Below are 23,807 nucleotides of genomic sequence, written 5' to 3' on the forward strand. Positions count from 1 at the left end.
ACTTCTCTAAAAGAAAATTCCTAATTTTAAAAAACACATTAATTAACTTCTAAGAAAAAATCATAAATATCTCTAGAAAGTTTTGGTACTCTTAAAATGTTCAGATGACCTGCATGATAAATATTAATATTTTCAATATCTGTTTTTTGAACAAAGCTTTTATATTTTTTTTCTTCAATAAGCTGATCATAAATTGAATATGCAAGTGCAACAGGTCTAAAATCCACATCAGGAGATATATTATTTAATACGTCTACTTCTTCAAATACAACTTCTGTTGATTTCTCATCCCATCCATGCTTTCTAAGATCGTTTCTGATTGACCCTAACATAGGATTATCCCATATAAGTCTTGATAACCCGGCAACAGGATTTATTAAGAAAACACTATTTGCTTTATTTTTAATAGTATAATATTTTAAAGAAACACATCCCCCCATGCTAAACCCAACAAGCATTAAGGGTTTTTTATCAGTATAATTAACAAACTGCACAGAAGCTTCAATGTCATAAACAGATTGAATAAAAGCCTTTTTTGTTCTATACACATCTGCACTTAAAAAATATTCCCCACTAAAAAGACTATTTTTTGGCTTTCTTTTATGATGATAGGGTAATGTCATCATAAATACATTAAACTTCAATTTATTTAGCATTTTAATTAAAAATGTATAATTTAATAAATGCTCATCATAAAGTCCATGAACAAATAAAATGTTTCCTACACTATCTTCACAAGGACTATTATATAAATAAATTGTGTTATTTTCTTTATATGGCAATGTCTTGTAAATTGAAGGTATTTTAATAAGATCAAAACCATTAGTACTTTTTGAATATTTTAATTTGGAACTATCAACCTTTTTACTATTTATACTAAGTAAAGATAGTTCATCATAAATAAAATGTGAATTTTTTGGTGAATGACTTACTCTAAGAAGTTTTTCACTTTTAATTTTTTCAATAGCAATATTGTCAACAAATTTTGAACTGGATTCATTCATATAAGCTCTCCTCCCCACGTAAAATAAAGCTTATCTTACTTTCCTTAAACAATTTCCCACTTAAAGGTTAAAAATATAAGTTATAACCTCAAATGTGAGCAAACTCAAGTTTTGAAAATTTTACTACATTGTTTTTTGGCTTTTCAATGCTTTTTTATCTATTTTACCTACATTATTTCTTGGAAGCTTATCAATAAATTCTATTTTTTTAGGCAATTTAAAGTTTGCAATTTTTCCTGAAAGATATTTTATTAAATCTCTTTCATTAACCACTGCTCCCTCTTCTAAGACAACACAAGCCTTTACAACTTCTCCATAAAGACTGTCACTAACACCAAAAGCTGCTGAATCAACAACATCTGGATAAGAGTTTAATGCTGCCTCTATTTCTATAGGAGAAATTTTTAAACCTGCAACATTGATAAACTCAGTTTTTCTCCCACATACAACATATGAGCCATTGCTCCTTTTATAGCCAAAATCTCCTGTATAAAGCCATCCATCTTTCATTCTTTCTGATGTCTCTTGGGGACGATTTAAATATCCAAGCATCAAGCCTTTTCCCCTAACTCTTAACTCACCTATAATTCCCTCTTCCATTACCTCTCCATTTTCATTAACTGCCTCTATCTCTAAAATTCCCTCAGGCGGAAAACCTACATTGCCAGAAGGCTCAGGAAGCTTTGAAATCCTTGTTGCTATAAGAGTACACGCCTCTGATAAACCATATCCTTCGTCTAAATATATTCCTACCTTGTCAAACCACAATTTAGCTGTATCATAACTTAAAGGAGCAGCTGCACAAAATGCCGCCTTAAGCTTTCTAAGATCTTTAATATTAGATTCATATCTTAATAGCTGTTTATAGTGTGTAGGAACACCATAAATATGTGTTATATTTTCTTTTGATATTGTATCTGCAACTTTTAATGGATGAAAAGACCTTAAAAAAACAACTGCAGCTTTATGTGCCAGAGCAGGAATAAGCAAAGATATTGAACCAAATGCATGTGAAAAGGGCACAAAGCAAAGTAGCTTGTCTTCATTTTTATATCTATACATTGACATATTACTCTTTTCAAGAAATACATTATAGCATCCTGTAGAAAGCATAACCGCTTTAGGAGTTGAGGTTGAACCTGATGTGTATAAAAGCATTGCCAGTTCATCTTTATCAAATTCATACATATTTATTTTTTTGCAAATGCTCTTATCAGTATTTTTATAAACCTGCCTTATCTCTTCTTCTTCAAATATTTCAACATCGCCTTTATAAACATCTTCTACACTTTTCTTTTTAAGGTGCGTAACTATACAGGAAGAACCAGAGTCCTCTATATAATAAGGCAGTTCATCTGCTTTATATAGAGGGTCTATAAGACATATAACACACCCTATGTACTGAGCAGCCAATAAAACAATAGCAGTTTCAGCCCCATTATATAAGTGGGTGGATATAACCATTCCAGGCTCATATCCCTTTGACTTTAAAAAATCTGCAACTTTTAAAACTGCATTTTGAAGTTCCTTAAATGAAAATCTTTCCCCTTTTTCTACATCAACAATTGCCTCATTGTCAAGATATTTCCCGTCAGTATCAAATAAAAAATCACAATAATTCATGCTAATCCCCCCCTAAAAATATAGTATTTTATTTAAAACCTGAAAATCATTCCTCCGCTGCTTGCTCCAGCACCATGTGCCAACATCATTACAACATCCCCTCTTTGTATCCTTTTTGAGCTTATTAACTCATTAAGTATTAAAGGACTCATGGCTGCCACAGTATTTCCATACTTACTAAACAAACTCAAACTCTTTTCAAAGGGAATTCCCAAAGCCTTTAATTGAGCTTCCCATATTTTAGTTGATTGATCTGAAGTTATAAAATGATCCACCTCATCTAGAGTCATTTTAGATTCAGACAAAAGTTTATCAACTATTATTTTTGTATATTCTATTGCCGAATCTAAAATTATTTTTCCATCATTAATTTTCATAGTTAGAATATCATAATTGGTATCTTCATAATCTTTTGTAAGTAAGGTAGTTCCACAAGGAATCAAAGCATTATCGTACAACAAATGATTTGTCAAAAGATAAGAAGACAAGAAATGTTTAACCTCAGAACGCCCTAAAAGCATTGCAGCAATACCATCTCCAAACAAAAACACTGTTTTAGAGTTTGGTTCTTTACATTGCTGTATTCTCTTAGATGTTATCCCACCTCCTATAACAAGGACATAGTCATCTCCCGATGCAATATATCTTAATGCCATATCCATAACATGCATAAAACCACTGCATGCACAGGTTACATCAAATCCAGGTATTCCTTTTTTGACACCAAGTCTTTTTAACGCTGCTATAGCCGAAGCTGGAGCATTTTGTGCCCCAAGAAGCCTTGTATATATGATTCTGTCTACTGATTCAATATCAACATTTGCTCTTTCCAAGCACTGGGCAATTGCCTGAGCCATTAAACCTTCAAGACTTTCATCTTCACTGACCCATCTTCTTTCCTTTATGCCAATGGAAAACTGAACAGCTCTATCAGTAGCCACATAATCATATTTGTCTATAATATCCTGATTAGTCATGACTTTTTTAGGAATACCAACACCAATAGACATTACTTTTGCATACCTATTGATATGTAAAGGTTTAATATCTGGAAATGAAATATCTTTTTTCATTGTGCCCCCCCTTATATTAAATATTATTTTTTTAATTTCTTTGTATCATTGCCTAGAGTTTTTCTATATTTACTGCCATCATACTTTAAGGGCTCAAAACACCATTGTTAATTCATTCCATTTTCTTGCAAAAAATCAACAATATTTTTCACTACAAATAATTCTGGTTTTGCATCAATCATTGGAACTGAAAAAGTCTCTGAAAACTTAAAACCTAATTCTACCAATGCTATTGAATCGGCACAGAGATCTTCTACCAAATCTGTTTCTAAATTTACCTCATTTTCTTCAACACGTAGATAATCAACTATCAATTCTTTTGCTTTTTGATAAATGTCATTATACTCCATACTACATCTCCTCCCAAACATTAGAATTTGTAGATAATTCCACCACCACTTATTCCTTCTCCGTGAGAAATCATCATTACATTCATTCCTTCAACAATTTTGCCGGATTTGATTCCTTTATCTATTAACAATGGAAGCATAGCAGACATGGTATTTCCACAATCATTTAGCAATGAAATACTTTTATCTTGACTAACTCCCAATGTTTCCAAAGTAAGTTCCCATATTTTTTTATTGTTTTCCGTAACCAACACTAAATCAATATCATTCATCTTAAGTCCACTTTCTTGGAGTAAATTGTCAGCTACTTGGGCAGTAGCCTCTCTGTAGAAATCCTCAGCTTTTTTCCAGTTATCCATTTTATATGTATCATATATGTATGTTGACTTTTCCAAAGGCACCGTTTCATCAGTTCCATCTATTGCGTTTAAAGGGCTTACAGAAGTCGCCAAGTCGTAATACTCATAATTTGAGTAAAAGTAACTGGCCAAAATATGTTGTTTTTCTGATACTCCAAACAACAGCGAAGCAGATGCATCTCCAAATAAAAATGCTACTCTTGGATCTTTTTTGTTTATAAGCTTTGTGTGAATACCTCCTGAAGATAAAAGAATATATTCGTCCCCTGTACTTATATATCTTGAAATCAAATCTACCGAATGCAAAAATGAAGATATTCCACCATCTACATCAAAAGAATGCATAGCAACATTGCTTTCAAGCTTTCCTTGCAGCCTGCTTGCAGTCATTGGCAAAAGATTGTCACCATAGTATTTGTTTACTATGATTCTTGAAAGATTGTCTGGACAAAATGAGTACATATCAAGACATTTCTTTGCAGACTTTAAAAGCACGTCACTGTCATCATAGGACTCGTCTGCAACATGTCTTGTTTTTACTCCAACCGTCTTTTCAATTATATTGCTTTTAAACGAAAGAGAATTATTTTTTATTATTTCTTCATTTGTCAAAGTGTTTTTAGGAAAAAATGAAGCCGAATGTAATATCTTACAAAACCTACTTATATTTTTTCTTTTGTTTTTTGGAAAATAAACTTTTAAGTTACTCATAACATCCCCACCATTTTATAAATATAATTTTTTATCTTAATCTATTTTTTTATAAAGTTAAAAACAATTACGAATAATGATTTTTCATCACATCTATAAATACTTTGACAATTTCAGGATCAAATTGTCTTCCTGCTTTATCTTCCAACTCTTTAAATGCTTGCGTTATAGACTTTTTCCTGCTATATGGACGTTCAGATATCATTGCATCAAAGGAATCTGCTACACACAGTATCCTTGAACCAAGACTTATATCTTCCCCTGCAAGTCCATCAGGATATCCCTTTCCATCAAATCTCTCATGATGATGTCGCACATAATCTATAAGTTGATCCATTCCTTCCAACGGCTCTAAAATATTCTGACTATATATGGGATGCTGATGCAACAATTCAATTTCCCCTTTAGTAAGTGAGCCTTTCTTGTTAAGAATAAATTTAGGAATCTCAATTTTCCCAATATCATGTAAAAGTGCTGCATATTGAATTGTAGATATTTCTTTTAAATCAAGCTCCATTGCCTCCCCAATTTTTACTACATATGTAGAAACTCGTTCACAATGTCCTAGTGTATACTTATCTTTTGCTGATATTGTACTAAGAAGCCCTTTGAATATACCTATTAACTGTTGATGATCTGAACTAATATTTTTACGAATTTGTAAAATAGCGTCCTTATATAAATGCACTTTATCTTTTCCTAAGTTTTTAGCATGGTATAACGCCATATCCGTTTGATATATAAGCTCATTTTTGCTGCTAGCCTTATTTGGATATTCTGAAAAACCTATAGACAATGTGAGTTTGTCATATAAAACACTATGATAATATATAGCTTTTTTTGTTCGAAATCATTCTGAATCCTTTTTGCTTCCCTTTCTAAACATTCTAAATTTGCTCCACTCATTATTATTGCAAACTCATCTCCCCCATACCTGCATATGCAGGCTTCTTCATCTGCTATATTTTTTAGAAGCATAACTGTTTCTTTTAAAATCATATCTCCAAAGCTATGGCCGTATATGTCATTATACATTTTAAAATCATCAATATCTAACATTATAAGCCCTAAAGAGCATTCATCTTTTTTTGCATTTTGTATTTTTTCATTAAGAACATTATGAAAAAATCTCTGATTATATGCACCAGTCAATTCATCTGTAATAGCCAACATTTCAAGCTTTTTTTTCTGAACATCCTGTCTATAGGAAAGTATAGCAACAAAAACAGCGATTATCCCTGTAGATATTTTAAGAGACAACCCTAAAACTGCCCATGACATCATTTCTACACTATTGTATATAATAAGCATTGCCATTATATCAAAACTAATAATAAAACCCGCCACCATTAATCCTAAATATCCAAACCTAAATGCAATTACAATAAGTATTGATGACTGAATATTAGTTACAAAACCTCTAAAATTGTGTTGTGTATCAGGAGAAAGCAGTTGAGCAATAGATAGAGTAAATGCAAATAAAAAGTATATTATAAGCTCAACTTTCCCAAAAACAGTATTTAAGTACTGCTCAATTAAACGTTTAAAAACTCTCTTTGAAGAGTCCTGATTCTCATTACATGTTAAATTTAGTTTTTCGTCCAAATTCTTTACTGTATTGTCCATATTTAACCCCATATTTTTATATATAGTTCCTTAGTACTATTATACTTCAATTTTTGATATATTTCTATAAAAACCTTCATTAATTTCCCTAGAATATTATAAAATTAACAATAAAAATTCTGTTTAGTTAATATATATATTATATTTATTTGTATATTTAATAGGATTGTAGGAGTTTTTAGCTCTTCTTAAACTTTTTATGCCAAGGTCTTGTTCTCTGTTTATAAATAAAACATTTCCCAGCTCGTTTTCACAAAACTTTTGATTAATAAACGAATAAAGCCCTTTTATATCACTATTTGCTTTTTCAATATGAATTACTGCATAATTATTACCAAATATTTCTCCAACTGTATAGGCTTCAAATCTCCCATTAACTTTAACCAATCCACCTATACAGTCTAATCTATTATAATTTTTTAAAAGCTCTTCATTTGCTAATTTTTCTAGATATATGCCGCTTGTTTGTTTATCATCTCTTTTAGAGTACCACTCTTCACCAACTATTAAAGCATCCTCTATGTGTGTTTTGGTTAATTTAACATACTCGTATTTATATTTTTTCAAAAAACCATTTATGTGATTTCTTTTGTTGTGATATTTCCTGCCTTTTAAATTTATTAAATGCTCTGACAAATAAATATAATCACTGTTATCTCTGTCATATTCAACTTTTATTTGTTCACTTATATGTTTTTCGAAATACTGCAACTTGTTTTCCTCAACTCTTCTAAATACAACCTTCCAGCCTTTTTCATAAAAATACTCTTTTATAGCATTTATGCAGGCTTTGAATTTGCTGGAAGTGTAATTGCCTATAGGAGCAAAGGCAAATGGCTCCTCTTCTTCTGGAGCCGCTATTAAACATATCATCTCATTTATTTTAAAAAACTCAAATTTATAGAAATCTCTCCACATAAATAAATTAGTAAAATTCATTTCTGATGAAGTAAAATTGCTTTGATTAAGATAATTATCAAATAAACTTTTATGCTCTAATGTTATTTTTTCCAGAAAAAAACCTCCCTATTTTTAAGTTGAATATATTAGTAAACTGATTGTATTATAGCAATTAAAAATTCTGAAGCCTTTACCATATCATGAATATTAATCTGTTCTTTTACACTGTGAATTTTATCCATACCAACGCTTAAATCAACTGCTTTTATGCCTTTAGAATTTATTATATTGGTATCGCTTCCTCCACCAGTTTTTCCTAATTTTAATTCTATTCCTGTCTTTTTAGATGCAGCTTTTAGAATAGACACTATATCTTCATTCTCATTAATGTTAAATGCAGGATAAAGATGCTCTGTCTTAAAGACAACCTTTCCTCCAAATCTATCAGCAGAATCTTTAAAACACCTCTTCATATGCTCGGTCTGTTCTTTTAGTTTTTCATCTTTTCTACTCCTTGCTTCTGCACGCACCTCAATATTTTCACATACAATATTGGTAGCTTCTCCTCCTTTTATAGTTCCAATATTAGCAGTTGTTTCATCATCTATTCTTCCAAGTTTCATCTTTGATATTGCATCAGCTGCTATTTGAATTGCACTTATTCCCTTTTCTGGTTCAATCCCTGCATGGGAAGCTTTTCCTGTGATTTTTATATCAAATGTATTCTGGGTAGGTGCTGCTACAGCTGCATATCCAATTTCTCCACCCAAATCCATAATAAAGCCATATTTTGCATCAATTAAGCTAAAATCAAGATTCTTTGCTCCTAACAATCCAAGCTCTTCTGCAACTGTAAAAACAATATAAATATCTCCATGTGCTATGTTTTGCTCTTTTAAAACTCTAACAGTTTCTAAGATACATACAATACCTGCAACATCATCCCCTCCAAGTACAGTTGTTCCATCTGATTTTATAAAATCTCCTTCTATCTTGGGTTTTTTGTCTATGCCTGGAGATACTGTATCCATATGAGCCATTAAAAGAATTGGAGGAACATTTTTATTTCCCTTAATATTGCATATAAGATTTCCTGAATTACCTCCTATTTTGTTTGCTGCATCGTCTTCTTTTACATTAAAACCTTCTTTGAGCAATTTAATTCTTAATTTATCTGCCATCTCTCTTTCATCCAGAGAAATGCTGTCGATTTTTATTAATTGAATAAATTCGTCTACAACTCTGTCTTTATTAACCATTATCTTCACTCCTTACCACGTATACTGTGTAAGTTTCCCTTTTGAACTTAAACTTTTAAAATTGTTTTGCCGTAAGGCTTCATATAATATGATTGCAGCAGAATTGGAAAGATTTAAAGACCTTGAATCTTCTTTCATAGGAATCCTTATACAACTGCTTTTATTTTCAAACAAAAGCTTTTCAGGCAAACCTGCTGTTTCTTTTCCAAATACAATAAAAGAATTTTCCGGATAGTCTACATCCACATAAGAATTAACAGCTTTTGTAGTAGCAAAAAAGAAAACACCATCACTGTATTTATCATTTAGCTCTTCAAAGCTATTATAATATTTTACATTAACTTGATTCCAATAATCCATTCCAGCACGTCTTAAATATTTATCATCTACAGAAAACCCTAAAGGTTTAACCATGTGCAACTTAGCACCTGTTGCCGCACATGTTCTGGCAATATTTCCTGTGTTTTGTGGTATTTCAGGTTCAACTAAAACTATGTTCATTCTTTCTTTTAAGCTCCTCTCAAATCATAATGTCTTTTTTGTTAAATGTTATAATATTATAACATATTCCAACGGCAGCTACAATTATATTGTACACAAAAAATAACTCTATCTCAATTAGAAGATGGAGTCTTAGAAACAAATGAACTTTTTAATGGTGTGCCAAAAGATTTGAATCATTATAGAAAAAATATTTTAGAATTAATTATTTAACTACTGAAATATCAATTTGTAATTGTTTGTTGTCTCCAAGTAAAAGAGGAACACATATAGTATTCATTTTATTGGTAGATATCTGCATATTGTTTCCCATAAGAAAGGAAGGAGGGGTAATATCAATGCCAACCCCATTGTTGTAAAGTATAGTAGCTGCATTTCCAAGTATCATATTTGTAAGCTCAGATATAGCACTTTTAGAAATCTCATCTAATTCATTGACTTCCATCCCCCCCATCATACTTGAAGCAATATCAAGTGCAACAGATTTATTCATAGCAAAAACTGCCTGACCTTTAATATTCCCGGTAAGTCCTACAATAATAAGTATATTATCACTGGCGTAAGGAGAAGTCTTTACAAAAATTGATCCCAATTTAGCATCTATTCCTGCTATTTGCTTTAGTACCACTTGACTTGCTTCAATAAACGGATTTATATATTCCACATTCATATTCTACTACCACCTTCTTTTAGTTGAATGATTGACTTACAAAATGATGCTATGTAATGGCTAAAAAATAACATCCAATTCTCATCATCTAAAAACCGTTAAATCATCGGGATTTTGTCCTTAAGAATAGGGCGTTATTTCTAAGGCATTCCTATACAAGAAATGAATTATTATAATAAACATTCAAAGCATTTGTCTCTTTCAGTTTTAAGGCATTATTTATCTTGTTCTAAAAGTCCACCTGAAGCATCATGTTTAGCTTTAGCTAAACGAATTCACTAGACTCACAAAGTTTTACCAACTTTAGGTGTCGAAATAAAAGTGCTTAGTTATATATTCTATAATCACACTATAAAATCCTTCTTTTTTAACTACTTTTTTATGTTAAGCAGATAAAGAAAAAAGCACCAATATATACATATTCAATTTGTATCATTTCTTTTTAAAATTTCTTTAATTGCTCTGGTTGTGACAGGAGAACCTTTTAATAACTCATCTTTGTAGTCCATTTTTCCCGGATCTCCAATACCTACCATTAATAAATCTTTTTTACCTGTTAGTATTCCCAATGTATCTCCACATATCACATCTTTACTAACTGGATTTCCATATTTATTTACAGGCTTATTTACCTTCTTGTTATTCTTTGTTATAGAACAGGCAAGTTTTAATTTTCTGCAATCTTTGCCCTTAGAAGATACCACTACAATCCCAATAATATTAATACTATCACTGTTTAGCAATGTCTCCATAACCTGTTCTCCCTGCCCTACCCCTTTATTTCCCTTGTCGTCAACCATTACAATAACAGGTTCCTCATCAGTTTTTTTTACAAGTTCTATTATTTCTACTCCTGTTAAAGGAGTGGGATTTCCTGCTGAAGCTGAAATGGCTCTACCACCAACATTAATAGCAGCAATTTCAACTGCTCTTTTAGCAGACATATCACCGTCAGTGACAATAATTACTTTTTTCTTTTCCATTTTTCCATCTTCCTCTTTTGTAAACTTATTTGTTTTTATAATTAATTCAATCTATTCTCATTACGAAAACGCCTTTTGATGGAATTTCATTACTATTTTGATATAAAGTACAGGCAACTAAAATTCCAATTATTATTAATAAGCTTAATATAATAAAAAACTTTTTGTTTTTCATTAATATTCCTCTCATATCTCCACCTCAATAATTTATATATAATATCAAAAACTTTTTTAGAATACTAAAAAAGTTGCATAATATATAAATTATATTATGCAAAGATTCTTTAATTATGCTTTATTTTTTTCCGTATGTCCTCTAATATCTTTTTCTCTATTCTAGAAACCTGTACTTGAGATATACCAAGCATTTTAGCAATTTGTGACTGTGTTTTCTCTTTATAGTACCTTAAAACAATTATTTGTCTTTCTCGTGGCTTTAATTTTTCTATTACGTTCCTTAAATCTATTTTATCCACAAGATCTACTTCATGGTTATTTCTTTCATTATCAATTCTATCAATTAGCAACATAGAGGAGTTCTCACCCTCTCCTACAGTACTATACAAAGATTCAGGGGCATAATTTGCTTCTAAAGCCATCACAATATCTTCTTTAGGAACATCCAGCCGCTTAGAAATCTCATTTATAGAAGGTTCCCTTCCAAATTCTTTAGTCATAACTTCTTTCGTTATTCTTGTTTTGCTAGCCAACTCTTTTAAAGATCTACTTACCTTTATCATCCCATCGTCTCTTATAAATCGCTTAATTTCACCTATTATCATAGGAACTGCATATGTAGAAAATTTCACATTAAAGGAACCATCAAATTTATTAATGGCTTTGATAAGTCCAATACAACCTATTTGAAAAATATCTTCAGACTCATATCCTCTGTTTTGAAATCTTCTAACTATACTCCAAACAAGACCTACATTTTTTTCAACTAAAACAGATTGCACATGTTTATCACCAGTTTTAGCTTTTTTAATTAAATCCAAAGTTTCTCTATCAAATAAATCATCCATATTTACTCCTATATCTTTTGTATTTTATATTTTGATAATAAATCTATTCCTCAATAGATTTAAATATCTTGCACATAAACACTTTAGTACCTTTTCCAATTTCAGATGTTATCTCTACTTTATCCATAAAACTTTCCATAACAGTAAATCCCATGCCTGACCTCTCCATCTCAGGCCTAGATGTATACATAGGCTGTCTTGCAAGTGTTACATCTTCAATTCCTTTTCCTTCATCCATAATGGTAATTTCCACAAAATTATAAAATAGTCTGCAATTCATCTTCACAAAACCACTTCCATCTTCATATCCGTGTATTATTGCATTGGTTACCGCTTCCGAAACTGCAGTTTTAACATCTGCAAGTTCTTCTAGCGTAGGATCAATCTGTGATACAAATGCTGCTGCAACAACTCTTGCAAAGCTCTCATTTGTTGACTTACTGGAAAATTCCAGATTCATTTCATTTACAGGCTGCATTTTTATTCCCCTTTACATTTTTTTATAGCTTCTTCCATATTATCATAGGCTGGTATTATCTTAAGTAATCCTGACATTTCAAATATCCTTTTAACTCGATTATTTACATTAATTATTGCCATCTCACCGTTTAACTTTTGAATATTTTTGTACCTTCCTATAATAACTCCGATTCCAGAACTATCCATAAAACTAACTTGTGAAAAGTCAAAAATCATGTTTCTATTTGATGACTTCATTAGTTCATTATCAATCTTCTGCCTTACATATTCGGCAGAATGATGATCTAACTCACCTGATAAACAGGCTATTAAAGTAGTTTCTTTATACAAAATTTTAACTTTCAAAATAATCCTCCTTCACTAATGGTTATTGTTACTATTTCTGTACTAATATAATTTTTCCTCCATAAAATCTTGTAAGCTTTTGTCAAATTAAAAAAAGATATCGACAAAAAGTGATAAGATAAAGACCCACCTCATAGAAAGTAGAGCCTTAAGATTAAAAGCGAGAAAGGCACTTGACCCCTCTCGCTTTTGATTTTTAGGATTTTTTAAATTTCATTACCAGCCTCCGCCACCGCCGAAGTCCCAGTCGCCTCCTCCGCCGCCGCCGAAGTCCCAGCCACCTCCGCTGTTAGGTTCTGTCTCCCAACCAGCATTATCTAGCCAAGCAGCTCTTTGAACTAAGAAATCTTTTAGAATATCAAGTTGTTGTTCCCATGTTTGAGTAGTTTGTGTACCAAATCCACCTACAGTTTGAGTTCCAAGGATATTCCATCTGTTAAAGTTTCTCTCTGCGGCATTTTTTATTGGTTCTGCTAAATTATCAACTAAAGCTCTAAGTTGTTGATCAGAGTAAGGACCTCTACGCAATTCTTCCCAACGCTCCCTTACTTTACTCTGGAAGCTTGGATCATACATTAGTGTTTCCCACCAGTCACAAACTCTGCCTCCGCCCATCATACGATCCATTGTTTGCTGGAATTGATATCCTTCTACAGTGGTGCCTCCACCACCAAAGCCTCCAAAACCAGTGAAGGAAGCATATGCCAAGTCAAAATCCCAAAGTGGTCCAGCTACAAGCTTTTCTCCACGGTCCTTATGCAAACGTGTACTCCTAACATATGAGTCACCTTGAAGTGCTAACTCATTATGTATTATATAATCTACAAACGAATCAACATCTATATATGCAGGATATCCCGTATTAGGATCTGAAGGATTTGAACTGTGAATAGCATTATGAGTTTTTTGAATATAATCGGCTATCCATGCCAATTGTTCGCTGGTTAAATCACTTGGATCTGTAACTTCAAGTTCACTCCATCCATCACCCTCTATTAATGGAGGATCAGTTGCTCCCATATTAAACTGCATAAAGTACCCACCTGTAATCTCTGGTTCACTCAAATCATCGTCATCAAGTCTTGCTACATCTACACGTCTCGAGTTTACTTCTAATCTCTCTACAAGGTGATATACACCTTCATAGTCTCTATCAGTCACTGTATCTCCTTCTAAATTAATATAAACTTCTACAAACCTATATCTTGGCGCTGTTAACCCCTTAGCTTCTCCTAATTCATATGATATTGGATTACGCATTAAAGCTTTGTCCGGAAATGGAGAAAGAATTATCCAGTCACCATCCTCTGGCATACCCAATAATGGATACTTTGCATCTTCTCTATACCCATTATTCCATAATTCTATTCGGTAAGGTGCCTTCTCAAAATTAGCCGATGACTGTCCGCGTAATTTAAACCCTGCACGAGTAGCAACATCTGGCTCCTCTAAGAAAGAAACTTCATTTCCATCTGGTTCTATTAGCATAAATGCAGCATCTATATATTCACGATCCGGCTTTGATTGTCCATATGCATCCAAAATCAACACTGGTATATCATGGCTTGTATTTATTTCAGTTGCAACATATACTGCACTTCCCATTTTTCCTCTCTCATTTCCATTAACAAAAGCCTGTGCTCTAAGCTGTGTTGTTGTTGTAAATGATAATGGATTTGTATATACTGGGGAATTGCTGTTAGGAACACTTCCATCAGTTGTATAACGAATCTGTGCATTATCAATTCTTGTATCTAGCTCAACTGAAATACTGTTGCTAAAAGCTTTGCTAGGCTCAGAAAAGATAATATCTCCTCTCAATATCTCTTTATTTTTTTCAGTTGCAAAATCATTTCCAGCTACTGTCGTTATATTTAACTGGCCACCATTAACTTTAACTTCGTCGCTATAACTTTCAAGATCTTCTATTGACTGTGTAACATTAGTTGTTCCACCGTTTATTGTTATGTCGTATTTTGCACGTATAGCAGAACCCGCTGTTATATCAATGTTTCCATCTCTTATTTCAACTCTTCCACCACTTTGAAAACCTTCTGACACTGCACTAAGGTCAATAATACCATCAATGATAATTATATCACCTTTTGCTTGAAATCCGTCATCCCCTGCTTCTACCACAAATGTTCCACCTTCAATTATAATATCTTCATCACCATCAATACCCTCATCATGGGTAGTCATGTAAAAATCTCCACCTGTAATAGTAACGTCACCTTCTACATTTAGTCCATCTTTTCCTGCCCTTATGTTAAAATCTCCACCTGTAATTAAAACATCATCATCACAGTCTAAACCATCTGAAGTAGCATCAATTTTGAAATCTCCTCCGCTAATGATAAGCTCATCATTTGCTGTTATTCCATGTTTGCCTGCTTTTATATCAAATGTTCCACCTTCAATTATAACATCCATCTTACCATCAATACCATCTGATGCAACATTAATGTCATAGGTACCCCCTTTGATGGTAATAGTCTCTGAAGCTTTTATTCCATCATCTTCAGATACTATATTTATAATTCCGTCTTCTATAAGTATTGTCTCTCCAATGTCAATACCATCTGAATCTGCAACAATATTTATGTTTCCTCCTAAAATTTCACACTTGTCACTTGTGTTTATGCCATCAGTTGCAGCATTTATAAAAATATTCCCATCCTCTATAATTAAATCATTATTACTTCTTATTCCATGCCTATCATTTCCTTCAACATGCAATGTACCTTTTCCATTAATCACAAGATCATCTTTGCTGAATAAAGTTGCTCTAGCATCTTCATAACTATAAGGACTTCCATCAGCTAGGTAATTTTCTGTACCATCTGCTATGGTAATAAATCCTTTATCCACCTTTTCAAAATAAATAGCTGGACCGTTAGAGTTAGTTATATTAGCATCTTTCAATGTTAATCTAACTTTATCTTCTGTCTCTACATATATCATACCATCTGTTAAAGTTCCAGTAACTACATGGTCACCACCAGCTGTTATGTTAACAATCGAACCATCTACAGATACTCCTCTTCCTGAAGCGGTTATTGTATGTCCCAATTCAATTGTTCCATTATTACTTTGCCATGAACCATCATCTGGGTCAGAATCCATCTCTTCAACAGGAAATACTGATATAATATCCAAAATATATCTCTTTAAAAGAACATAATCAGTTGAATCAATTACACCATCTCCATTAAGATCCATCATAGAAGTATCACTAACTTTATCAATGTCTAAAATATGTCTGTTCATAACAACACCATCTGTTGAGTCCACCACTCCATCTTTATTAATGTCGCCATAAAATGGAGCCGCACTTGCAGTTATGGTGGCTAGAGCCATAACAATCGCAAGCATTAAAGCACTAAAACACTTTTTTCTTACTCTTTTCATGTACTATTCCCCCTATTTGTTAATATTTTGTATGTATGAATTAAACATACATATCATCTTTCTAAGTTAAAGTTCGATAGGGGAACAATTTTCGATGTATAATATTTATAATTTTTTAATAATTTTTGTATAATATAAAAAAGTTTACTCTCCCAACCCAGATGTAATAAGATCTTCAATTTCTTTTATTGCAAGTTCTTCATCTTCTCCTTCGGCACCAATTACTATAGAAGCACCTTTAGAAATAGCCAAAGACATAAGCCCCATTATACTTTTAGCATTCACCTTTTTAGTACCATATTTAATCCAAATACTAGATGTATATTTCCCTGCTGTCTGAACAAATAAAGCTGCCGGTCTTGCATGAAGACCTGTTGGATTAATTATTTTAATAGTTTTTTCAACCATTTTTAACTTCCTCCTTCTTGTCTCTAATTTCCTCTGCAATATTATCAAGCTTTCTAAGCCTATGATTAACACCTGATTTACCAAGAGATGGAGTTAGCATTTCTCCCAACTCTTTTAAACTAGCATCGCTGTATTTTAACCTTAATACTGCTATATCCTGCAAATTTTCAGGCAACTTGGCAAAACCTAATTTTTCTTTTATGTATCTAATATTTTCAACCTGTCTTATTGACGCATCTACTGTCTTTTGCAAATTTGCTGTTTCACAATTTACAATTCTGTTAACATTGTTGCGCACTCCTTTAAGTATTCTAACATTCTCAAGTTCTAGAAGGGCAGAATGAGCCCCTATTATATTTAAAAAATCAACTATATTTTCACCTTCTTTTAAATATACAACATAGTTGCTTTTTCTTTTTATTACTTTAGAATGAAGTTTAAAGCTACTAATCAAATCATTTAATTCACTGGCAACATCCATTCTTTGAGTAATTATCTCTAAATGATAGGTCTTTTCCGGATCACTCATTGAACCTGCAGCTAAAAATGCTCCTCTTAAATATGCTTTCTGGTGTTTTTTCCCTTTCAACAAGTCTATGTAAGTTAAATACTTAGGTTGTTTATTATGGCACACAATATTAATATCCTCAAGTATCTTTTTTAATCCTTTAGAGTAAGTTAGTATTAATATATACATAACATGCTTTTTTAATTTTTTGCTTCGCCTTATTATCATTTCAGCATTTACCCTGTATAACTCCTTTATTAGAGAAAAGACCTTTCTTGCCAACGCTGCATTTTCAGTTGTAATTCTCAAATTTATTTCATTGTGACTAATTGCTTTAACATAACCATTAATTCTAACTACAGATGCTAACTCAGATAACATACAAAGCCTATCATCTGTAGTAATTCTGCACAATTCATTTTTGACCGTCGATGAAAACGACAATTAAAACACCTCATCTACACCTATTAATCTCAATGTGAAACACAAAAGCTTAAATTATTTTAAAATATCCTCAGAATATGCTCTCAATATTTCTGAAACACTCCATGCCTGTGCAAAACATCCTCTCGGTACCAACGGCTCATCCCCATCAAATATCTCTGATATAGAACCTAAACATCCATCATCCAAATGATCTTTAAAGGGTTCTATAAACCTTAAAGCCATCTCTTTTGCCTTTTTTGAACGTCCATTTGCTTTAACATATGCAGTTATAAATTGCCCAAGAGGCCATGCCCAGACTGTTCCCTGATGATATGCACCATCTCTTCTGTGCTGATCTCCCATGTATATTCCTGCATACTCTTTTGATTCAGGAGACAAACTTCTAAGCCCATAAGCTGTATACAACTCTTTAAAAACTCTGTCTACAACTTTCTTGGCCTTATCTCCCTCAATTACTGCATTCGAAAGACTTACGGCCATTATTTGGTTAGGCCTTACCTTATCATCTCCAACATCATTTATCAAACAATCATAAAGGCATTCTTTTTCTTTGTTCCAAAAACTTTTTATAAATGATTTTTTTACTTTAGAAGCTAAATCATTGTAATAGCTGTAGTTTTCCTCAAAGTTTTTTGAAAGCAAGGACATTACCTTTAAAGCATTGTACCACAGGGAGTTTATTTCCACAGCTTTTCCATGTCTTGGTGTAACCACCCAGTCACCTACTTTTGCATCCATCCATGTAAGCTGAGTTTTTTCATCTCCTGCACTAATTAGATAATCTTCATCCATTTTTATATTAAAATGAGTTCCTTTGCTATAAGAATTTATAATATCCTTTAGCCCTTCATAAATGTATTTTTTCACAAATTCATAGTCTTTTGTATACTCTATATATTTGTTAACAGCTTCAAAGTACCAAAGAGGAGCATCTACACTGTTATATGGCGGCTCATTGCCTGCATCTGGAAACATATTTGGAATTAATCCATCTTTTACATATTTAGAAAAAGTATAGAGTATTTCTTTGGCATCTTCAAATCTACCTGTTGAAAGCGTCAATCCTGTTAACGCTATCATTGTGTCCCTTCCCCAGTCTGTAAACCAAGGATAACCTGCTATAATTGTCTTTGCATCTGTTGACTTTCTGTAAACAATAAAGTCATCTGCCGCCAAAACAAGTTTTTTTGCAAATTCATCTTTATACTTTGAAGCACTAACTAATTTCTTCTGTCTTTTTTCTTCTTTTTTAATTATATCCAACCCGTCTTTGTTGGTTATTTCTTTTTCAACAGTTGAAATTACTGTAATAACTTTTTCTTCTCCTGCACCTATTTCAACATCAAAAGAACCTGGAACATAATGGTCTTCAGTTGAAGCAAGCCCTCTCTCCCTTTCAACAGCATAATCCATATTGTAAAACCAGCCATCATTATTATCTTTAAAAGTACCACTATCGCAAAAAATATTAATATCAATATCATAGTAAGAAGGCCTTACTGTTAACGTACTTGAATCAAAGTTTTTTGTAAAGTTCATATACTCTTTACTTGAATTAAAGTGATAATCTCTAAAATTTATTAAGGGAGTAAGTCTTAATTTTGCAGCATCAGACCCATTTTTAATATGATATACTACTGCAACTGTGTTTTCTCCATAAATCATACTAATTTTCTTTCTGATATATAAATCTCTAACTCTATAAACATACTCAGGTAATGAATTGTATTCAAATCTTTCAAGATGGTGATAGCCTTTCATAACAAAACCAGGAACTTCATAAGAAAACAAATTATAAGACTCTCCATCAATTATGACGCTCTCATCAATTTTTGACAAAATTAAATGCCTGTTAACAGGAGGTTTTAAACCTGCCACTAAAAGACCATGATACCTTCTAGTATTAGCTCCAATTATAGTTGATGATGCAAAACCTCCTATTCCATTTGTTAAGATCCATTCTTTTTGAATTCCCTGTTCATATGTTCTCCAATTTGATTTTCCAAAGTTCATTGTCACAACCTCCATTTTTATATTATTAAATAACTGCGACTTTTAACTTTTTATACTGTATATAAACTGTAAAATTACTTTTTAGCTGCACTATCCCGTTCTATATCTCTATGATCTATAATAACTCTCTGTCCTTTTTCTAAAAGATGTGAGAATAAAGCCCTTGAAATAGCAACAGATCTATGTCTACCTCCTGTACATCCTATTCCTATGACAAGTTGTGATTTGCCTTCTTTTACATAGTTAGGAATTAAGAACTCTAACATTTCACATAGCTTAATCAAAAAACGTTCTGTTTCAGTAAAGCCTAAAACATAGTCCCTAACCATATCATTCTTTCCTGTCTGACTTCTCATAGATTCAATATAATACGGATTAGGAATAAATCTAACATCAAAAACCAAATCACAATCTATAGGTGCACCATACTTAAAACCAAAAGAAATAATGTTTATTATTATTCCATCAAATTTTTTACCGTATTCAAATATATTCACTATCTCTTCCTTAAGTTGTCTTGGCGTTAAATTTGATGAATCTACAATGTATGTAGCATTCTTTTTTATTTTTTTTAGTATTTCTCTTTCACGCTTTATACCTTCATGAAGCCTTCCTTCAGGGGCTAATGGGTGTATACGCCTGCTTTCTTTATATCTTTTTATAAGAACTTTGTCTGAGGCTTCCATAAATAAAATATCGTATAAAACTCCTAAATCCTTTAGCACTTCAAGCTCTGGAAAAAGGTCATTAAACAATTCTCCACCTCTTATATCAATAACCAATGCAATTTTATCAATTTTTCCTCTGCTCTGAATAAATATCTCAACAAATTTATGAATTAAAAGTGGTGGTAAATTATCAACACAATAAAACCCTATATCTTCTAGGTGCTTTATCACAAGACTTTTCCCGGCACCTGAAATACCTGTAATTATTAACAACCTCATTTGTACCTCCAATTTTTCTACTGTTCTCCTATAACTCTTACTTCTGTCTGTAATTCAACTCCATAAGTAGATTTAACTGTATTTTGTATGTGTTCTATAAGGTTTTGTATATCTGAAGCTGTTGCACTTCCAGTGTTCACAATAAATCCACAGTGCTTTTCTGACACTTGAGCCCCTCCTATTTTACATCCTTTAAGATTACAATCTTCAATCAATTTTCCTGCAAAATATCCTTCAGGTCTTTTAAATACACTTCCTGCACTTGGCATATCCAAGGGTTGTTTGTCTTTACGTCTTTTATTAAAATCATCCATCAAAGCTTTTATTTCACCCTTTTTACCCTTTTTGAGCTTTAATAAAGATTTTAAAACAATACCTGAATTTTTTAAAATATAGCTTGATCTATAACCAAACTTGTGTTCCGAACCACGTAAAGTCTTTATTTCACCATATAAGTCCATATATTCCGTACAAGCTACAACATCTTTCATCTCTCCTCCATATGCTCCTGCATTCATAGCAACAGCACCTCCTATGGTTCCAGGTATACCTGCTGCAAACTCAAGACCTGTTAACTCGTTTTCAAGTGCAACCCTTGATACTTTTGAAAGCAACATGCCACCCTGTACCAAAATAGTACCATCTTTGACACTACATTCACTAAGATTGTCAGAAATCTTTACAACCACTCCTCTTATGCCTTTATCAGAAACAATAAGATTACTTCCATTCCCCATTATAAATATCGGGATGTTTTCTTTTTTGCAAAGCTTTAAAACTTCACTTAACTGAAAAAAGGAAACAGGAGTAACCAAAATATCTGCTGTACCTCCAACTTTAAATGAAGAATGATTTTTCATAGGCTCATCAATCATTACGTTTTGATTTCCTAATATATTTTCAATAATACTTGCTAGGCTCTTTTTATCCAATAATTCCATCCCCTTATAAGCTATTCATTTATTATTATATTAAAGATGGTAAAAGTATTTTACATTAAGAATGAGGTTACATCTTTTATATTTATTTTTTCTGCAATTCTTCTTTTTTAAACCTGAAATATTCTAAAAAATTAGATACTGATGTATTCATAATAAGTTTTTCAGGCATATTAATTTTTTCAAATAATTCATAAATTTTATCAAATTTCCCAACATGATAGCTTATATGGGCATCGCTTCCGCAAACAACTTTTACTTCTTGCTTTTTGCACTCCTTCGCAAATTCCATACAGTTTTTTTCACTTCCAGGTCTCACCACAAAAGAATGATTGTTTATTTCTATAAATTTATTATATTCTTTAGCCGCACTAACTACCTTAGGAATATCTACTTGAAATACAGGATTGCCTGGATGTGCAATTGCATCAATATAAGGGTTTTTTAATACATTTATTAAAGCGTTAGTGTGCTCATCTATACTACTCGGTATAATACAAATATCATGAAAACTCGCAACAGCAAAATCCAACCTTTTAAGATATCCATCCGGTATATCTAAAGCACCTGAATAATCTATTATATTTGCCTCAGCGCCTTTTACAACTCTCACATTATTTATAACTTCAGGTATAACTCTCAAATTTCCAAAGTGATACAAAAAAGGGGCTCCTTTCATTGCAGGACCATGATCTGTCATTGCAAACATTTCTATATTATTTTCTGCCGCCCCTATTGCCATTTCCTGCAAAGTGCTATAAGCATGCCCACTTGCTATAGTATGGGTATGTGTATCAACAACAATATTCAAATCTCTTCCTCCAATTCTTCTTCTACCGTTGATTTATTTATTACTCCTAATACTCTCTCTTTCATAACTTCCGCTGCATTATACCCCATCTTCTTTTGTCTAGTATTCATTGCAGCAACTTCGGTAATTATTGCCAGATTCCTTCCTGGTCTAACTGGAATGGTAAGACTTGGAACATTTATCCCTAATATATCAAAATTTTCATCAACCAGACCAAGTCTGTCATAATTCTTTTTCTCATCCCAAAACTCAAGTTGAATAACTAAATTTATATTTTCAGTAACCTTTACAGAACCTACCCCATAAAGGTTTTTTACATCTAATACGCCTATACCCCTTATTTCAATAAAATGCCTTATTATGTCCGGGGCTGTTCCCACAAGAGTTTTATCGGAAACCTTTCTTATTTCTACTCTATCATCTGCCACAAGCCTGTGTCCACGTTTTACAAGCTCTAAAGCAGTCTCACTCTTTCCTACTCCACTCTCTCCTAATATTAAAATTCCCTCTCCGTATACTTCTACAAAAACTCCATGCTTTGATGTTCTTGGTGCTAATTGAACATTTAAATAACTGATTAATCCACTCAAAAATCTGGATGTGATATCATTTGTTCTCAAAACAGGTATACTATATTTATGTGCTACATCAATCATTTCTGGAAAAACATCTAATCCTCTTGCAACAACCATACATGGAAAACCTACTTTAAAAAATTCATCTAACTGTAAATAACGATCTTTTGATGATAAACCAGCAAGATATGTTGTTTCAACCTTGCCAATTATCTGTATTCTATCCGTGCCAAAGTATTCTAAATATCCAACCAACTGTAAGCCCGGTCTATTAATATCTGCAGAAGTAATAATAATTTCATCTAGCATTTTACACTTTGTAATCTGCTCAAGTTGAAATTCTTCCATAACTTCAGTTAATCTAACAGAAAACATTCCATCGCCCCTTTTTATTATCTTACTGTCTTTAATATATTCTTGCAGTTTTTTATAAAATTGCAACTAGAGCAGTTAATACCACTCAATAGAATACAGTTAATCCTATCAACACAATATTATATATTAAATGCAAATAAAAATAAACCTTAAGAAATGGTAAAAATGGCTTCCAAGACTTAAAAAAGGTTATGTATTTTAAAAAATACATAACCTTCACAAATAATATGGAGCGGGTGAAGGGAATCGAACCCTCGCAATCAGCTTGGAAGGCTGATGTTCTACCATTGAACTACACCCGCATATCCCTTGGAGCGGGTTACGAGATTTGAACTCGCGACTTTCACCTTGGCAAGGTGACACTCTACCACTGAGTTAAACCCGCATTCCTCAACCAATCGCAAAGTTAATTATATCTTTTAATATTCACTTTGTCAAGAATAAAATGAATTTTTCCACACGGTT

Annotated in this window: 24 protein-coding genes and 2 tRNA genes; all 26 read right to left on the reverse strand. The window is 32.3% G+C overall.

Going from position 1 to position 23,807, the window contains the following annotated elements; all coding sequences use genetic code 11:
• Positions 1-38: 38 nt before the first annotated feature.
• Positions 39-1,004 (reverse strand): alpha/beta hydrolase, encoded by a 966-nt coding sequence (locus RBH29_RS06690; RefSeq protein ID WP_306695996.1) that lies wholly within the window; start codon positions 1,002-1,004, stop codon positions 39-41.
• A 123-nt stretch (positions 1,005-1,127) separates the two neighbouring features.
• The gene (locus tag RBH29_RS06695; RefSeq protein ID WP_306695997.1) at positions 1,128-2,627 is read right to left on the reverse strand and encodes a class I adenylate-forming enzyme family protein; all 1,500 of its coding nucleotides are present in this window, start codon (positions 2,625-2,627) and stop codon (positions 1,128-1,130) included.
• A 32-nt stretch (positions 2,628-2,659) separates the two neighbouring features.
• Entirely contained in the window at positions 2,660-3,700 is a 1,041-nt protein-coding gene (locus RBH29_RS06700) for a ketoacyl-ACP synthase III (protein ID WP_306695998.1), read from the reverse strand.
• A 107-nt stretch (positions 3,701-3,807) separates the two neighbouring features.
• The gene (locus RBH29_RS06705; RefSeq protein ID WP_306695999.1) at positions 3,808-4,050 is read right to left on the reverse strand and encodes a phosphopantetheine-binding protein; all 243 of its coding nucleotides are present in this window, start codon (positions 4,048-4,050) and stop codon (positions 3,808-3,810) included.
• 20 nt (positions 4,051-4,070) lie between these two features.
• Complete coding sequence (locus tag RBH29_RS06710) at positions 4,071-5,120, reverse strand: 3-oxoacyl-ACP synthase III family protein (RefSeq protein ID WP_306696000.1); 1,050 nt, start codon at positions 5,118-5,120, stop codon at positions 4,071-4,073.
• A gap of 67 nt (positions 5,121-5,187) precedes the next feature.
• Positions 5,188-5,916, reverse strand: coding sequence for an HD-GYP domain-containing protein (locus RBH29_RS06715; RefSeq protein WP_306696001.1), 729 nt, complete (start codon positions 5,914-5,916; stop codon positions 5,188-5,190).
• A complete protein-coding gene (locus RBH29_RS06720) occupies positions 5,907-6,746 on the reverse strand; it encodes a GGDEF domain-containing protein (RefSeq protein WP_306696002.1) in 840 nt (279 codons plus the stop codon). Before RBH29_RS06720 ends, RBH29_RS06715 begins: the two co-directional genes overlap by 10 nt.
• Positions 6,747-6,869: 123 nt before the next feature.
• Positions 6,870-7,760: a DUF2156 domain-containing protein gene (locus tag RBH29_RS06725; protein WP_306696020.1), complete on the reverse strand. Its 891-nt coding sequence runs from the start codon at positions 7,758-7,760 to the stop codon at positions 6,870-6,872.
• A 32-nt stretch (positions 7,761-7,792) separates the two neighbouring features.
• Positions 7,793-8,905, reverse strand: a complete 1,113-nt coding sequence (locus tag RBH29_RS06730; protein WP_306696003.1) for a M20/M25/M40 family metallo-hydrolase — start codon at positions 8,903-8,905, stop codon at positions 7,793-7,795.
• A gap of 12 nt (positions 8,906-8,917) precedes the next feature.
• A complete protein-coding gene (gene trmL / locus RBH29_RS06735) occupies positions 8,918-9,406 on the reverse strand; it encodes a tRNA (uridine(34)/cytosine(34)/5-carboxymethylaminomethyluridine(34)-2'-O)-methyltransferase TrmL (protein ID WP_306696004.1) in 489 nt (162 codons plus the stop codon).
• A gap of 205 nt (positions 9,407-9,611) precedes the next feature.
• A complete protein-coding gene (locus RBH29_RS06740; RefSeq protein WP_306696005.1) occupies positions 9,612-10,076 on the reverse strand; it encodes a chemotaxis protein CheX in 465 nt (154 codons plus the stop codon).
• Between the two features lie 422 nt (positions 10,077-10,498).
• A complete protein-coding gene (locus tag RBH29_RS06745; RefSeq protein ID WP_306696006.1) occupies positions 10,499-11,059 on the reverse strand; it encodes a stage V sporulation protein AE in 561 nt (186 codons plus the stop codon).
• Between the two features lie 46 nt (positions 11,060-11,105).
• A complete protein-coding gene (locus RBH29_RS06750; RefSeq protein ID WP_306696007.1) occupies positions 11,106-11,249 on the reverse strand; it encodes a hypothetical protein in 144 nt (47 codons plus the stop codon).
• Between the two features lie 94 nt (positions 11,250-11,343).
• Positions 11,344-12,084, reverse strand: a complete 741-nt coding sequence (sigF, locus tag RBH29_RS06755; RefSeq protein ID WP_306696008.1) for an RNA polymerase sporulation sigma factor SigF — start codon at positions 12,082-12,084, stop codon at positions 11,344-11,346.
• Positions 12,085-12,127: 43 nt separating this feature from the next.
• A complete protein-coding gene (gene spoIIAB / locus RBH29_RS06760) occupies positions 12,128-12,562 on the reverse strand; it encodes an anti-sigma F factor (RefSeq protein ID WP_306696009.1) in 435 nt (144 codons plus the stop codon).
• A 2-nt stretch (positions 12,563-12,564) separates the two neighbouring features.
• Positions 12,565-12,909 carry an anti-sigma F factor antagonist gene (gene spoIIAA, locus RBH29_RS06765; RefSeq protein WP_306696010.1) on the reverse strand — a complete coding sequence of 115 codons (345 nt, stop codon included), beginning with the start codon at positions 12,907-12,909 and terminating at the stop codon, positions 12,565-12,567.
• Between the two features lie 216 nt (positions 12,910-13,125).
• Entirely contained in the window at positions 13,126-16,320 is a 3,195-nt protein-coding gene (locus RBH29_RS06770) for a carbohydrate-binding domain-containing protein (protein ID WP_306696011.1), read from the reverse strand.
• 144 nt (positions 16,321-16,464) lie between these two features.
• The gene (locus RBH29_RS06775; RefSeq protein WP_306696012.1) at positions 16,465-16,728 is read right to left on the reverse strand and encodes an HPr family phosphocarrier protein; all 264 of its coding nucleotides are present in this window, start codon (positions 16,726-16,728) and stop codon (positions 16,465-16,467) included.
• Positions 16,721-17,680: a DNA-binding protein WhiA gene (gene whiA, locus RBH29_RS06780; protein WP_306696013.1), complete on the reverse strand. Its 960-nt coding sequence runs from the start codon at positions 17,678-17,680 to the stop codon at positions 16,721-16,723. The genes RBH29_RS06775 and whiA overlap by 8 nt, the downstream gene beginning before the upstream one ends.
• A gap of 54 nt (positions 17,681-17,734) precedes the next feature.
• Complete coding sequence (locus RBH29_RS06785; protein WP_306696014.1) at positions 17,735-19,696, reverse strand: amylo-alpha-1,6-glucosidase; 1,962 nt, start codon at positions 19,694-19,696, stop codon at positions 17,735-17,737.
• Positions 19,697-19,770: 74 nt separating this feature from the next.
• Positions 19,771-20,643, reverse strand: coding sequence for an RNase adapter RapZ (rapZ, locus tag RBH29_RS06790; protein ID WP_306696015.1), 873 nt, complete (start codon positions 20,641-20,643; stop codon positions 19,771-19,773).
• A 17-nt stretch (positions 20,644-20,660) separates the two neighbouring features.
• Positions 20,661-21,584: a UDP-N-acetylmuramate dehydrogenase gene (murB, locus tag RBH29_RS06795; protein ID WP_459076763.1), complete on the reverse strand. Its 924-nt coding sequence runs from the start codon at positions 21,582-21,584 to the stop codon at positions 20,661-20,663.
• An 82-nt stretch (positions 21,585-21,666) separates the two neighbouring features.
• Positions 21,667-22,392, reverse strand: a complete 726-nt coding sequence (locus RBH29_RS06800) for a phosphatase (protein WP_306696017.1) — start codon at positions 22,390-22,392, stop codon at positions 21,667-21,669.
• Positions 22,389-23,342, reverse strand: a complete 954-nt coding sequence (hprK, locus tag RBH29_RS06805) for an HPr(Ser) kinase/phosphatase (RefSeq protein WP_306696018.1) — start codon at positions 23,340-23,342, stop codon at positions 22,389-22,391. The genes RBH29_RS06800 and hprK overlap by 4 nt, the downstream gene beginning before the upstream one ends.
• Positions 23,343-23,570: 228 nt before the next feature.
• Positions 23,571-23,644 (reverse strand) — tRNA-Gly (locus RBH29_RS06810).
• Between the two features lie 8 nt (positions 23,645-23,652).
• Positions 23,653-23,727, reverse strand: a tRNA-Gly gene (locus RBH29_RS06815).
• Positions 23,728-23,807: the final 80 nt, after the last annotated feature.

This window comes from Herbivorax alkaliphila, from assembly GCF_030848475.1.
GTDB lineage: Bacteria > Bacillota > Clostridia > Acetivibrionales > Acetivibrionaceae > Herbivorax.